Genomic DNA, 12,684 nt, shown 5'->3' with positions numbered 1-12,684 from the left:
GGGCGGGCTGGAGAGGACGCCCCAGGTTCTATCGCTTGAATGTCGGCGTCGCTGGCCGCCTCAGAATCCCAGCAGGTTTGTGTCGGACGGTCGGCCCCAGTGGACGCGGTCTGGACACAGTCTGGACGTATTTACAGCTATCCGCGTGATTTGGCGTGACGTTGTTTGCGCTGTTCAGACACGTTAGCAAGCTCTGAGCTGGGCCCTGAATAGGGTTCAAATCCCTCCGCCGCCGCCAAGTTTCTACGGGGCAGGGCCGTTAAACGGCTTCAGGCGATCGCTGACGGATGCATCTGCACTGCAGGCGGTGAAGTTGACGTACTTAGCTGTCACGGACCCGCTGAATCTGGGTTTTGATTTCCCGGTAGGCCAGAACTCGTGCCATCACTGCGTCTGCCGCCGAGTTCCTTGGCGTGGTATCTGGTGTTGCCTCAATTCCATAGAGCATGGCGCTCAGCTTGGCGTGCAACTCTGCGCGTTGCTCCGCAGTCCGTGCGTCCTCACGTTCATTGCGTAATGATTCGTCTACGCGGCGCGCCTCTGACGCACACTTCTCGATTAGTTCCACTCGGTCAATCGCAGCGATTTCCAGATTAGCGATAGTTGTTTTTGCCTCCGCAAGGATTTTGCGATCGTCGACACTGGGCTTGTTCAGGCCGGACAACTTGTTGGCAACTTTGCCCAGGGCGTGGGCTTTCTGAAGTTTGTCAGTGATTGCGTGGATGTCGGCGGTGAAGTCGACATCGCCGAGCCATCCAGTGCGAGCAGCTTCCGAGGTGACTACTCGTTTCACTGCGCCCAGCGCGGATTCAACCAGTGCGGCATTCTTGCTACCGAGCGTCTCGATGCGTCGTTGCTTTTCTCTGCGGGCCTTCTCTTCACGTTCGCGTTTCGCAGCTGCTGCTTGTGCTGCGCGCTCCACCCGTGCTCGCTCCTTCGCTGCAGTTCGATGCTCCTCGTATTCCTTGATTCCCCACACGATTGCTCCAATAGCGACCGCCACCCCGGCGAGAATGCCCAGCCCGATCCAGACCTCCTTCGGAATCAGCGCGATAAGCACGATGACGAACACGACGAGACCGCCGATGGCCTTGCCTACGTCGTCAGAACCCTTACTCATCCTCGGGTCTATCTAGTCGTGCGGGAACGTTTGCACATGAACGGCGACGTGCCCATCGCGATACCGCCTCAATCGACGCTGTCGATGTAGATCCCGCTGCCGTCGAAAGCACCTTGTGGTGCGCGCCGAAGCGCAAGATGGTGTCGAGCGTATTCGGTCGATGACCAGCTCTTTCACGGACAGTCCTCGACGTCGATCCGAACCACCCCAAAGTCGATCGTGGTGTCTTTGGTTATGACAGCTCCGGGCGGCGGTGTAGACGTACAGACCTGCCAATTCGCATCCAAAATCTGATTACGACCCTCACCGGTCAGGTCAGTGGACCCGGAGTAGAAAATCTCGTCATTGGTTAGGGCCTGGATGGCATCCTGGGCGTCCTGCAGATTCCTTCCGATCAGGTTTGGCATGGTCCACGATTGCCCCGCTGGCGCAGCAGTCGCGACTGGGGCTCCAGGCGTAGCGGCGGAGCTGGGTGCGGGCGCGATAGTCGTTGCCGGTGCGGTCGCTACCGGACGCTCCGTAGTCACCGTGACGGTTTCAGCTGGCGTAGCCGGGGTGCTTGAGCATCCCGTGACCAATATTCCGACTACCGCTACCGTTGCTGTCCAACATTGTTTCCCCATGCGCAAGATTCTAACGGGGAGGCCGACAACATCCGTCCGAGTTGGGGCCCTCAGCATTTTGTCATCGGGGAGCGGGGCGGCTACCTGGCCCAGGTCCACGGCTGACAGAACTGCGATGGGAATGTTTCGTCGGTTGGTCGTATTACCGCGTGGGTCTGTCCATTTGAGCTTTCGAAAAGAGGGGTCGGCGTGCCCGGGCTGAGTGAACAGCCGCGTTTCGGCATTCCCCTCATCCCCCAAGGTGGGCTATGGGAGCTACGCCCGAATTGGTGCGATTGTGTCGACAGCGGGTGCGGGACGTCGGCCTACATCGGGTTGTGGAACGATGTACCTGCGCACACGCGCCCTTCTGCACCATCGCCACGATCACGCCGCGTCGCTGTGCGAGCCATCGTCCGACTCGGGTTCGGCTTCAGCACCCGCCGAGCCTCGTCAAGATCAGCACGAATTGACGGTGGGCATGCGCATTCGGAATCGGACCTCAGATCGAGATCGAGTCGCTCACCGAAAGCGATGCCCTCCGCCCGTGATGCCGCAGGTCGCGGCTTACCACAGCGGCGAGCACGCACGAACACGTTGCATTACGTGCTGTCGAGATAGCTCGCCAAGTCGGACCCGATCGGCCTTTATAGGGCAAACGGAGGCGCGAAGTTGTTTGAGGTCTGCGGGGGCCTTCACGCTAAAATTTTGTTTTCGGTACGTGCGGTTCGAAGCACAAGGGGGGATCGTGGGGGGAGCCACACCACTGTGGACCGTCTTCGTCACGGCTGGGGCCGCGTTATTCGGTGCCGGCCTCGGCGCTTGGATTCCGGTCTTCAGAGACAAACGAACCTGGCAACGCGAGCACGAAAAGCATTGGCGGGACACCAGACTGGAAGTCTACAAAGAGTTTCTGGTGGCGCACCGCGAGTACTTAGCGTACATATTGCTGGACGGCACGAAGATTCGTGCAGCCGAACACCCTCGCCTCCAAGAGATGATGCCCTTCTTCGACGAAGAAGGGCGCCCAGTCCGGCAGCGCCAAGAGGCTGCGTTCACGGCACTGCGACTTGTAGCGATGAGTCAAGAAACCGAGGATACTCTGGTCAAGCTCGTCAAGGCCGCCCGCCAAATAGCGTGTGCTCGCGCCGGCGGACGACAGCCGAAGGACATCGATTCCAAACTCTTCGCCACCGCCTCGATGTACGAACAGGAGTTCATCGATTCAGCTCGGCGAGAGATGGGATTGCCCCCACTGGAGCGCAAGCACGGCTCGGAAGCCCGTCCCGCAGAGGAAATGTTGGGCGCAATTCCCGGCGAGACGGCCGAGAAGATCAACACCTCAGAACTAAACGCGACCAAGCGTTCTTCCATCAACTGACCCAGGAAATTATCACCCAAGACGGGTAGGGGTCACCCCTCCGCGGGACGCCTACGGATGCCGCGACACCCTCTGCAATACGTTGCCTGCACGCTCGGCGGCAGGCTCGCGTTACGGCAAGGCGTGCCGGATCGATGCGTTTTTCTTTGCCCTCTGCGACTTCTCGGGGGTGCCGGTGGCGGCGGCTCTAAAACCCTGCGCTGCCTGCGGGGACGACTTCAAGGGCAAAGCGAGTGCTGCGTATTGTTCGCCGGTGTGCAAGCAGCGTGCACTCCGGTCAACAACAGCCGGCGCTGACGCCCGGGTTCGCGGGGCTGATCGAGGCGGGTAACGACCCGCTCAAGCAGTTGCTGTGGCAGAAGCAGACTCTCGACTGGTTGGTCAAGGATTGGGTCGGAGGGACGATTGTCAGTGGCCTGATGGGGTTAGTCCTTCCAAATGTGCTGGACTCGTTTGGCTTGGGGGGCTTAACAGCCCTACGTCAGTGCGTTTGGGGAGAGAGCCCGTCACGAATTTTATGTAAGTCAGAGGTGGTGTGACTACGAAGCGTATTCTAATACAACGGAATTCGCCCTGGGGACAACTTGGCCAGTGTGTTCAATGCCACAGTCCAGTTGTATGTTCCGGTACCCGAGAAACCTCCTCTATCGCTGGAGATGTTGCGCAATCCGAGATACAGCAACTTCATCGCGGCGTCCTTAATAGCAGCATTTTCATTTGGGGGCCAACGCGACACGATTGTTAGGGCAAATCGCCTGTCGCGGATGGGTTTTGATTCAATGAGTAATAGCGCCTGGGGTTCGGCCAACGCTGTATCGACCGCACGGCCGCCCGACCGCCGTCAACACCGGATAATGGCTGATAATGAGCGTTGACGTGGGCTGGGAATGGCCGTGGATTCCGTGCGGTTGGTGCGGCGAATATGTGCGCGAGACGCTGTCGGGGCGTGGCCGGAGGTGGTGTTCTGACAGGTGCCGGATGAAGTCCTACCGTGCTCACAAGCGGGCGAAGGGCGATCAGCCGTAGGCCGCTTGGCGCGGTCGTCAACAGGGCGAGCGGGTGAACCCAGCGGCCGCCGAAGCGCGGCAACAGTGCTTGCTGTTCACAAAGCTGTTGGCGGCGTTGGGCCTGCCCGACGATATAGAGGATGGGTCGACCTGATGGGGCGTAAGAAGTTGAGGAATCCGCCCGTGCCGCCGGATGATCCGCTGGCGGAGGCGATCGCAACACCTGATGAGCCGTTCAACGTCGACACGCTACTGGTCCTCGATGGTCGCAAGGTGACCCGGCAGCAGTTGGCCGAGCTGCGGAATGCTCGTTTACAGCAGTTGAACACTTCGCCACCGCGCTGACTGTCTGGTGCTCGACGACGGACGAGTTGGTTGTCCCGCGCCTCCACCGATGCCACCATGAAGACTTGGTAACCCGTTTGGCGCTAAATAGAAGGTAGGTTACACGTGGCGGATGACCCGACTAAGAAGCTCGACGACTATTTGGCCGAGTTCCTTGCCGAGGGCGAGAAGCGGATGTCAGCGATCCAAGACCAGATTACAACCCAGTTCGACGCGCAGAGTAGAGCCATTACCGAGCGATTCGACGAACACTGGAAGGCGGTTCAAAAGGCGTTCGCCGATGCGAGCGACCAGGCAAAAGCAGCCCAGCAGGGAACAGCTAACGACCAGTTGAAAATGGAGTTTGACAATCACCGAAGGGTGATTGAAGAGCGATGGGCGGCCCAGCAAAAGGCGGCCTTGGAGGCAATCGAGCAGCATAGGATTGCGTACAAAAAGGCGTTCGACAATATTCGAAATTCGGTAGGCGGCATCGTCTTATCCGACCCAAATCGATAAGAGCCGAGGCATCTTCGTCTCGACAGTCGAACACGCTCAGTCGGGAGCTGCATCGACGCGACCCCACCCGGCGCTCCCGGGTGGGGTCGCCGACTGGCGCGCTCTCGGGACGGTCTCAGCCACTTACGCCTACGACGAGCGGGCGGCCGGAGTTGTAGACCAGCCTGGTAGTCGACTACGAACCGGACTAGCCCTCTCTGAACGATGATTGCAGATCGCGGGTCAGCTTGTCGGCGAGTGCATTCAGGCGTGCATCTTCTTTCTCGGCTGCCTCGCGGTCGGTGTGAGCATTTGCAACTGCGTTGTCGATGCTTGAATTGATGCCTTCGATCTCGTTCTCGAACATCTCTAGCGTCGTGGCCAGATGAAGCGCACACATCGGGTCGTCTTCGTCGAACTTGATATCAAGCTCGTCTTCCAACGCGACGCGCTCAAAGGCGTCGGCTGGCCGTGAGAAATACACGATCACCGGGTATTGATTGCCGTGTCGTCGCGCCAGGATTCGGCGCGTTTTGAGGCTTTCGTCGGGTAGCTCCACTTTCACGATGCGCATCGGACCCTTGTTGTCGACCATGAAAATCCCCTCTCAATGTCGCGTTGCATTTTAGTCGCGCCACCCCTGGCACCCCCGGGCCTACGTGAACACAGCTGTTGTTCAGGAGTAGGGCGGGCCCTCAACCCGTGACCTACGGATTATGAGTTCACGGCTGTAACCAACTGAGCTACCGGCTCTGCGGGACACGGCCGACACGGCGGGGGGTTGATCGTGTCCATCAGCGCGCCCGCCCGTGATCGCGCGCCAGCGGGCCGCCCGGCGGGGTGCCGTGTTTTCGCCGCCTCACGCGCCCATCCGTCGGCCCGGTCGGCCGCCGCGCACAAATGCTGGGCCAATACGCGCGCAGCATCCGGCGTCAACTCGCCGTCAACGCCGAGGTGCACCGACGGGCGTTCCTCGCCGGGGTCGTCGCAGATCACCCCGGTACGGCGTTGGATCGCGGCCGCCCGCACCGAAGCGCCACCGGGCACCACCAGGCGGCGGCCCAACACGACGCGGGTGTCGACACTGTCGAACTCGCTGCCGTCCAAAGCGCCGGCCGGTAGGGGCGGTGGCGCGCATTCGGGTGTGTGGCGGCCGATGCCGCCGCAGCAGGTGCGGGTCGTCGAGTCGACGGGGTAACCATGGACGCGATTATCCAGCCGATACCGACACCTAGCCGCTGGCCGTTCCCTCGCAGCCCATCGGCTCGGCGAACGTGGACGTATCTTGCTGGTAGCGCGGTCGCCACGCCTCCAGTGTTGGCTCTAGCCAGTGCGGGTAGTTCTTCTGCCGTACAACGGTTCTGGCCGGATGCGTCGATTGCGCCTCGTAGAGTGCAACCGCGCACTCAGTCATGGTTACGGCGGCTGCGAGCCCATCGGAGATTTGCGCCAGGATGTCGCGTTCACTCCCGACGTAATCGCTCATCCATTTGTAGCCGTGCACGAAACTAGACCCGAACGCGTAGAACCGTTGTGCGCCAAGGGTCATGCCGTACTGCAAACCGTTCGCCGCTGTGACGTGTGGGGGCGGATTGTCGTCTATCCACTTGGCCGCCACCTCAACAATCTTCTCGAACTTCCGCGGGGGCTTGATGACCCTGTCCTCGGGCAATGCCTCGATGAGCTGGTGGCGTGTCTCGTACTTCTGTTTGGTTTCCTCGAAAAGCCGATACTGTGGGCTGGAGTTGTCGCCGCGCTGCGCGTAAATCTGCTCCTCGATCTCGATGTAGCTCTTCTGGTATGAGCGTTCACGTGCGGTGTATCCCAAGCACCTCGCACGTCGCACTGCCCTGTCGGGTTCGCAGAGGAGCCAGACAGTTTTCGCGGCGTTCTCGATTGCGCTGCGGCATAGCGTGCCAATGGACACGTTGCTCGTTCGCCTCTCTTTGAGCGCCGCACCATGCACCTGAACGGCACCGACGAGATTCTCGGCGGCGACCATCGCAGGGAACCGTGCATTGGTGCTCACCAGATTCTGTCGCTGGTCGGCGTCGGCCAGAGGCAACATCGTGGCAGCAATTTCGAGCTCAAATCCAGCGTCATCAAGCGCGAGGCTGCTGCCTTTGTCGGGCACAAACCGGACAGGGTCGGGTCCGTGACTGCTGCCGTCGTCTTGCCGCACCCGATGTAGTAGCGCCCACTCGCCGAGACGCCATATCCTCACCGCCTTGTCGGCGACGCCGAACATGAGGCCCGCTCTGCTCAGCAGGTCTTCCATCGCGTCGGCGCGTTTGTCGGTCATGGTGCGACACACGCTATCTGTCGAGGTCAGTTGAACGCGACCAAATTTCCGTACTGCGCGCACACTGCGCGGCGTCGATTGCGAATCGTTTGGTTTCTATTGCAGGTTAGGCAGCTCGCGCGTCATTCAGTCTCGCAAGTATCCAAGAGATCGAGAGCAAATTTGAGGACGTCGACCCAGATATTGTTCAGCTCGTCATTGGTCGGCCTCGGTTTGTTGCCGCTCGGGCCGTGGACGAGCCGACTCCTAATGCCGTAGACGTCCTTGAAAAAGGCTGCTGGCGTCATGTCGCGGTAGGTACCGCGCAACCTTGCGGACACGTATTCCTGTCCAGTGCGCGAGATTGATTCTTTCTTGTCCTGTCGCAGTATTTCTGAGATGGAAGTCTTTGCGTCGCACTCGGACCATTCGGCGACGTCGCTGAGCAGCTTGTCGAGCGCATCCAGAACCGGTTGCGGACGACGCTGCTCTTTGAAGAGCACCTCAATCGCGGTGACAAGCTGTATGTGCCGCGTCTCTGGATTCGAATCGAGCAGGGCTTGGTGCACAAGCTGGTAGGCGATGGTCTTCTGCGTATCCCATATTTGGTGATCGCGCTCCCGCGCCTCGCTCATTCTCTGTTGGAACCTATCTAGCCAGCCCGAAAGTCGCAGCGTGACAGGCCCCATCGTGAAAGTGAGGAAAGTTGGATCGGGATCTGTTCGGTACACGAGCAGCCTGTAACCATCCCCGATTGTTCTGTCTCCAGCCTGCAAGCCAATTGATTGCAACATCGTTGATGGCTCGTGTGTAATCACGACGTCAATGGTTGGTGTTTCGCGGTTGTCGGGGCCAAGGTCGACGCCCATGAATTCGCGCGCGAGAGTGGCGGTTAGACATTGCCGCCACTTGCGTCCCGCTGCCCACGCAGCATCGGCATCGCCGTAGCCGACACCCCTCAACACGAGTTCGGCTGCCTCGGAAATGGCGGTGTCTTGCTCCTCTGTGTTGCGTCGAACGGGACGCAGGGTGACCAGCCCGTCGTCCTCTGAATCCGCCAGCGTGATTGTGTGAACGTCGGCGTCGAGCCGATCTCCGTCCCTGAGCCGGAATCGGTTGCGAAACGAGTACGTCATCTTGCGATGCTCGCACCCTGTCGGCGTCCCGGTGCGCGGGTCGACACAAGCGCAACGACAACCCACCTAGAGTCGGTAAGTTCGCCGCGTGAGGAACTGGCGTACGTGGGCAATCATCCTGCTCGCGTTTCTGGTCATGGTCTTGGCGGCTGCTGTCGTCGTGCAAGCCACGATGCTCCGCTCGCGCGGCTGGACTGTCCCACTGGGCAACGTGGCCGAGTGGCTGGCCGCAGTGGGTACGTTCGCGGCCTTCGGCGCATTGTTCCTCGCCGCAAGAGAATGGCGTGCGTCCCAAGCCGAGCGGCGGGGCGGGGAAGCGAATCAGGCGAGACTCATCATCGTGGAGCCTGCTGACGAGCAACCTGGCGATCCCCACGCCCTTGTGATTCGCAACCGCAGTCAGTCACCGGTATTCAACATCTTCTTCCACATCGGTGAGACCGCAAGCCGCATGAACTCTTCGAAGGCGGAGTGGGTGATACCCGGGGAGGCGTACTTAGGTATTGGACGCGAGGGGAACCCCGTATTGGTCCCAGACGGGACCTTTGGACCATCGGGTGTCAGTCGCGGAAGTAAGCCGACAGTGCCTCCAACGCGGCCGGTAATCACCGAACACCGTTTGACCCCCTTTCTCGAAGATGTCGTTTTCTCTTTCACCGACGTCCAGGGCCGCAGCTGGAAGCGTGTGGGCGGGAGCCAGCCAGTGCGGTTCATCAACGAGTAGTGGTACGTGCGGCGGTCGGCGGGCGACGGCTGTGGTGCCACGCGGGCCGAGGGTTTCGCTGGTCAGTTCACGTTTAGTACACGGATACAGCGAAGGCCCGGTAGAAACCGGGCCTGAACTGCACAGACTGTGGTGCGCGATACTGGGATTGAACCAGTGACCTCTTCCGTGTCAGGGAAGCGCTCTCCCGCTGAGCTAATCGCGCCGGGTCCTACGTTGAGGTGGAGACGGGAATCGAACCCGTGTGCACGGCTTTGCAGGCCGTTGCCTCACCACTCGGCCACTCCACCGCTGGGCTTTGATGCCACTGCACCTTCGAGCGGATGACGGGATTCGAACCCGCGACCCTCACCTTGGCAAGGTGATGCGCTACCAACTGCGCTACATCCGCGCGCCACGAACGACACGTCGCCCGTCGCGAAGCACGACCTTAGTCGACGTAAGCGTACCTGCACAAATCCCGAGATGCCGTCGTCGCGTCGGCACTTGGGTCATCCACCAGCCTAGCCGTCCTACGTCGCGCACAGCCGAGAAGCGCTGGCCCGTACCGCCATCCCGTCATCGGTTTCGACCGCCCCATCGTGCTCCGGCGATGGCCAACTCCCCGCACGAACCGCCCACCAAAACAGCGTCGGCGATTCGGGTCGGTAGCCTCGAACGTGCTAGTCTTCGACGTCGTTCGGCCCTTCAGTCGAGCATCCCGGTCTCGTAGCTCAGCGGGAGAGCGTCCGCCTCACACGCGGAAGGTCACTGGTTCGATCCCAGTCGGGACCACCACCAATAATCACAGGTCAGAGGCCACGTCTCCGCCCGCGTAGGGCATTTGCAGTTCGGCGGCTAGCCTGCCGGCGACTGCCCGCTAGCTCGGGTGCGCCCGCCGCCCGGCGCGCACTGCGAAGGCATCGAGCGCGCTCAGGACCTCGGGCGCGCGCCAGGCTCGGTTGCGTGCGCGGTCAGTGATTTCGACAATGATCCCGGCATTTGCCAGCGGGTCGATGTATCGACGGGCGTTTTCAGTCCTGATGGCGAGTTCGCGCTGGAGCGACTGCGCGTTGACCACCGGGTGCTTGATAAGTAGGTCGGCGACGCGATGAACAGCCGAGTCGCGGCGGGCAGTGATCCTTGAGTCCCACTCTTCGCGAATCGACCTGAGGTCGGCGACGAGTTGACGGCCGTTGGCGACGGCGAGCAGCGATGCTTCCGAAAGACGCTCGACGATCGGGGCTGGATCGCCCTGGCGGTAAGCGCTGAGCGCGTCGAAGTACGCGTCGGTGTTGGTGAGGAGGCCGGCCGAGACGGGGACGGTGATCTGGCGGGTAAGCCGCTTGTGGTGCAGCATCGCTTGGATCAGCGCTCGTCCGGTGCGTCCGTTGCCGTCGGTGAACGGGTGGATGGTCTCAAACTGAGCGTGCGCTATCGCGATCTGGGGAAGTGCGGGCACATCGGCGCGGCGGGCGAACGCGAGTAGATCGGCAATCGTGTCGGGGACGCGCGAGTGATGAGGAGCGATGTAGTCGGCGCCCCGGGGACCGAAGTTTCCGCCGCCGATCCAGACTGGTTCAGCGCGCCACTGTCCGGCCGTCGCCGGGTTGCTGTCACGCATCAACGCCGAGTGCATGGCGAGGATCGCGTTCTCGTCGATCTGGTCGGCCAGAGCAATGGCTGCCTTCATAGCTTCGGTGTTGGACACGATCTCGGCAGCGTTGCGCCGGCTGGTGTCGCCGAGGGCTTCGGCTTCGGCGATGGCGCGCGCCGATGCGGTTAAGTTCTCGATGTTGGAGCTTGCTGCTGATTCGGTACGCAGCAAGACCGCTGAGAACGGTGCAATCTCGTCACCAAGCTCAGCATCGAATCGGGTGATCTCATTGCTCGCTTCCTCGGCGTCGGCGAGGACTGCGGCGGGGAGCGCGACCGCCAGTTTCGCGATGGAGGCGGGGATTGCTGCTTCATACTTGCCCGCCTGGCGCTGCGCCGCGCGCAGGTCTGCGAGTCCGTAGCCTGCCTCAACGGGCGCATCCCACGTCAGCGTTTCGTACGACAGTGCGGTGCTCCTACCAACTGATGCCACGTTCCCACGATAGCATCACTTAGTGCATTAAGTGATGCTATGGACGGCGCTTGGCATCACGTCTGCGACCCACGAAGCGGGGTCCCGAAGTCAAAGCCGTTGGCGCAGTCCCGTCCTGACGCACTACCGACGTCGCCTCCAGATCACGATCCCGGCGAGGACCGCCAACACCACGATCGCGATCGGCACCGTGCGCGAGGGATTGTCGGTAGCCGTGTGCCGCAGCGTGTCGGCCTTCTCGGCGACTCGCTCCTTGGTCTCGGCGGCCTTCTGCCTGGAGCGTTCCTTGACGTCGAGCTTCGATGACAGCGCCGCCACGGTCTGGCCGAGCTCGTCGCGGGTCTGCTCGATGTCGGCCTCGATCTCGGCGATGTCGGCCGAGGGACCCGGCTCGGGGCGACCGGACTCAGGCGTGGTCATGACCGGGCCTCCTTCAACTCCTCGATGTCGGCCTTCACCGTCTCGACGGTCCGCGGCGCCGCCGGCGTCACCTCATTGGTTTGTTTACGCCCGATCAACGCGGCAATACCGGCCGCGACGAACAACACGGCGCCCACGATCAGCGCCGCCGCCCAGACCGGCAGCACCAGCGACAGCGCGGCGATGCCGGCCGTGATGAACGTCGCCACCCCGAAGAACGCCAGCAGGCCCGCGACGCTGAACAAACCGGCGCCGATCCCGGCGTGCCTGGCCGCCTCCTGGAACTCTTTCTGGGCGAGCCGCATCTCATCGCGGATCAGCCGCGACGTTTGCGTCGACAACTGGCCCATCAACTCGCCGATCGACGCATCGGCGGTGGGCCTGGATTCCACGGCCATCACATACCAACCTCTGATTTGAGTGCTCTGCCCTACAGAAGTGCCCCCGTGTGACCGAACCAAACGTCCAGCGCTGCCGAAGGCACATTCTGGCGGCGCCTTCGATGACGATCACGACTCATGTTGGTGACGGTTGGATAACCAAAAGCGCTGCGGTAAAGCGATTTCCGTGCCGTGAAGCAATCTGGGGCAGCGGCAGGCGGGCGGAAGGACACTCGGGTCTTCCATACCGGTCACCATTTGGAAACGGTGCGGTGCGGCGCGGCGCGTCGTCGACGTCGAGTGCTGATAATTTACGCGGTCGCATAACCGCGACTCCGGTACGGCATGCGGCTCTGCTGCATGAATGAGTGCGGATTATCTGAGGTAAATGAAGGGATCGACGTCGATGACGGTCTTTGATCGAGGCAAAATCACAGCCGTTGTTGGGGCTGGGTTGTGTGGGGTAGCCGTGGCGTTGAGCCCGACGGCGTTGGCGGTCCCGTTTAAAACCGGCGGCGCCGACTGTGTCGAGACGTCGGCTGGGCAGGCGCCGGCACCGGCGGCGGCAGGCGTATGCCTACCGCTGACCGATATGGCCGGCGTACCGATGGCGTTGCCTGGACCGGTGCCTGTGGCTCCACCGGTCATCCCGCCGCCCCTGGTTCCGCCGGTTGTTCCGCCGCCGCTGGTGCCACCACCGGTCGTTCCGCCACCGGTTGTTCCGCCGCTGGCTCCGCCGATCG

General features: G+C 61.6%; 13 protein-coding genes, 4 tRNA genes and 1 pseudogene. 6 read left to right on the top strand and 12 right to left on the bottom strand.

What is annotated here, in order from left to right:
- Window positions 1–322 precede the first annotated feature (322 nt).
- Window positions 323–1,120, bottom strand: a complete 798-nt coding sequence (locus tag K3U96_RS15290) for a hypothetical protein (RefSeq protein ID WP_220690258.1) — start codon at window positions 1,118–1,120, stop codon at window positions 323–325.
- Window positions 1,121–1,293: 173 nt separating this feature from the next.
- Window positions 1,294–1,527 carry a PASTA domain-containing protein gene (locus tag K3U96_RS15285; protein WP_220690257.1) on the bottom strand — a complete coding sequence of 78 codons (234 nt, stop codon included), beginning with the start codon at window positions 1,525–1,527 and terminating at the stop codon, window positions 1,294–1,296.
- A 916-nt stretch (window positions 1,528–2,443) separates the two neighbouring features.
- On the opposite strand from K3U96_RS15285, the gene K3U96_RS15280 reads away from it, so the two are divergent.
- A complete protein-coding gene (locus tag K3U96_RS15280; protein WP_220690256.1) occupies window positions 2,444–3,103 on the top strand; it encodes a hypothetical protein in 660 nt (219 codons plus the stop codon).
- A 553-nt stretch (window positions 3,104–3,656) separates the two neighbouring features.
- Here K3U96_RS15280 and K3U96_RS26930 read toward each other — a convergent pair.
- Window positions 3,657–3,803, bottom strand: a pseudogene (locus K3U96_RS26930) (IS256 family transposase); the annotation flags it as partial.
- A gap of 460 nt (window positions 3,804–4,263) precedes the next feature.
- On the opposite strand from K3U96_RS26930, the gene K3U96_RS15275 reads away from it, so the two are divergent.
- On the top strand, window positions 4,264–4,455 hold the full coding sequence (locus tag K3U96_RS15275; protein WP_220690252.1) for a hypothetical protein: 192 nt from the start codon (window positions 4,264–4,266) through the stop codon (window positions 4,453–4,455).
- A 105-nt stretch (window positions 4,456–4,560) separates the two neighbouring features.
- Window positions 4,561–4,953: a hypothetical protein gene (locus K3U96_RS15270; protein WP_220690250.1), complete on the top strand. Its 393-nt coding sequence runs from the start codon at window positions 4,561–4,563 to the stop codon at window positions 4,951–4,953.
- Window positions 4,954–5,140: 187 nt separating this feature from the next.
- On the opposite strand, the gene K3U96_RS15265 is transcribed toward K3U96_RS15270, so the two are convergent.
- Window positions 5,141–5,527, bottom strand: coding sequence for a hypothetical protein (locus K3U96_RS15265; RefSeq protein WP_230982155.1), 387 nt, complete (start codon window positions 5,525–5,527; stop codon window positions 5,141–5,143).
- Window positions 5,528–5,832: 305 nt separating this feature from the next.
- Between K3U96_RS15265 and K3U96_RS15260 the strand changes: the two genes are divergently transcribed.
- Window positions 5,833–6,054, top strand: a complete 222-nt coding sequence (locus K3U96_RS15260; protein ID WP_220690249.1) for a hypothetical protein — start codon at window positions 5,833–5,835, stop codon at window positions 6,052–6,054.
- 109 nt (window positions 6,055–6,163) lie between these two features.
- On the opposite strand, the gene K3U96_RS15255 is transcribed toward K3U96_RS15260, so the two are convergent.
- Together K3U96_RS15255 and K3U96_RS15250 are read right to left on the bottom strand one after the other, a co-directional pair.
- Entirely contained in the window at window positions 6,164–7,234 is a 1,071-nt protein-coding gene (locus K3U96_RS15255; RefSeq protein ID WP_220690248.1) for a hypothetical protein, read from the bottom strand.
- A gap of 122 nt (window positions 7,235–7,356) precedes the next feature.
- The gene (locus K3U96_RS15250) at window positions 7,357–8,349 is read right to left on the bottom strand and encodes a HEPN domain-containing protein (RefSeq protein ID WP_220690246.1); all 993 of its coding nucleotides are present in this window, start codon (window positions 8,347–8,349) and stop codon (window positions 7,357–7,359) included.
- A gap of 88 nt (window positions 8,350–8,437) precedes the next feature.
- Here K3U96_RS15250 and K3U96_RS15245 point away from each other — a divergent pair, with 88 nt between their 5' ends.
- A complete protein-coding gene (locus K3U96_RS15245) occupies window positions 8,438–9,073 on the top strand; it encodes a hypothetical protein (protein WP_220690245.1) in 636 nt (211 codons plus the stop codon).
- Window positions 9,074–9,203: 130 nt separating this feature from the next.
- Here the strand turns inward: K3U96_RS15245 and K3U96_RS15240 are convergent.
- The 3 genes from K3U96_RS15240 to K3U96_RS15230 all read right to left on the bottom strand — a co-directional run bounded on the left by K3U96_RS15240 (window position 9,204) and on the right by K3U96_RS15230 (window position 9,464).
- A tRNA-Val gene (locus K3U96_RS15240) sits at window positions 9,204–9,278 on the bottom strand.
- A gap of 14 nt (window positions 9,279–9,292) precedes the next feature.
- Window positions 9,293–9,363, bottom strand: a tRNA-Cys gene (locus K3U96_RS15235).
- A 28-nt stretch (window positions 9,364–9,391) separates the two neighbouring features.
- Window positions 9,392–9,464, bottom strand: a tRNA-Gly gene (locus tag K3U96_RS15230).
- A gap of 311 nt (window positions 9,465–9,775) precedes the next feature.
- On the opposite strand from K3U96_RS15230, the gene K3U96_RS15225 reads away from it, so the two are divergent.
- Window positions 9,776–9,850: transfer RNA gene (locus K3U96_RS15225), tRNA-Val, on the top strand.
- Between the two features lie 82 nt (window positions 9,851–9,932).
- On the opposite strand, the gene K3U96_RS15220 is transcribed toward K3U96_RS15225, so the two are convergent.
- The 3 genes from K3U96_RS15220 to K3U96_RS15210 all read right to left on the bottom strand — a co-directional run bounded on the left by K3U96_RS15220 (window position 9,933) and on the right by K3U96_RS15210 (window position 11,959).
- Window positions 9,933–11,141, bottom strand: coding sequence for a Fic family protein (locus tag K3U96_RS15220; protein ID WP_220690244.1), 1,209 nt, complete (start codon window positions 11,139–11,141; stop codon window positions 9,933–9,935).
- A 123-nt stretch (window positions 11,142–11,264) separates the two neighbouring features.
- Complete coding sequence (locus tag K3U96_RS15215; RefSeq protein WP_069406128.1) at window positions 11,265–11,561, bottom strand: DUF3618 domain-containing protein; 297 nt, start codon at window positions 11,559–11,561, stop codon at window positions 11,265–11,267.
- A complete protein-coding gene (locus tag K3U96_RS15210; RefSeq protein ID WP_220690243.1) occupies window positions 11,558–11,959 on the bottom strand; it encodes a phage holin family protein in 402 nt (133 codons plus the stop codon). Before K3U96_RS15210 ends, K3U96_RS15215 begins: the two co-directional genes overlap by 4 nt.
- Between the last annotated feature and the right edge of the window lie 725 nt (window positions 11,960–12,684).

It is taken from the genome of Mycolicibacterium holsaticum DSM 44478 = JCM 12374, from assembly GCF_019645835.1.
GTDB classification, from domain to species: domain Bacteria; phylum Actinomycetota; class Actinomycetes; order Mycobacteriales; family Mycobacteriaceae; genus Mycobacterium; species Mycobacterium holsaticum.
The sequence above is the reverse complement of the archived record's forward strand: the minus strand, read 5'-3'. Positions and strand labels throughout refer to the sequence as shown.

What these genes read in the sequence shown, in the direction of transcription:
- K3U96_RS15255 (WP_220690248.1), bottom strand. Translation starts at nt 7,234, where the DNA reads ATGACCGACAAACGCGCCGACGCGATGGAAGACCTGCTGAGCAGAGCG.
- K3U96_RS15260 (WP_220690249.1), top strand. Translation starts at nt 5,833, where the DNA reads ATGCTGGGCCAATACGCGCGCAGCATCCGGCGTCAACTCGCCGTCAAC.
- K3U96_RS15250 (WP_220690246.1), bottom strand. Translation starts at nt 8,349, where the DNA reads ATGACGTACTCGTTTCGCAACCGATTCCGGCTCAGGGACGGAGATCGG.
- K3U96_RS15290 (WP_220690258.1), bottom strand. Translation starts at nt 1,120, where the DNA reads ATGAGTAAGGGTTCTGACGACGTAGGCAAGGCCATCGGCGGTCTCGTC.
- K3U96_RS15275 (WP_220690252.1), top strand. Translation starts at nt 4,264, where the DNA reads ATGGGGCGTAAGAAGTTGAGGAATCCGCCCGTGCCGCCGGATGATCCG.
- K3U96_RS15215 (WP_069406128.1), bottom strand. Translation starts at nt 11,561, where the DNA reads ATGACCACGCCTGAGTCCGGTCGCCCCGAGCCGGGTCCCTCGGCCGAC.
- K3U96_RS15285 (WP_220690257.1), bottom strand. Translation starts at nt 1,527, where the DNA reads ATGCCAAACCTGATCGGAAGGAATCTGCAGGACGCCCAGGATGCCATC.
- K3U96_RS15210 (WP_220690243.1), bottom strand. Translation starts at nt 11,959, where the DNA reads ATGGCCGTGGAATCCAGGCCCACCGCCGATGCGTCGATCGGCGAGTTG.
- K3U96_RS15265 (WP_230982155.1), bottom strand. Translation starts at nt 5,527, where the DNA reads ATGGTCGACAACAAGGGTCCGATGCGCATCGTGAAAGTGGAGCTACCC.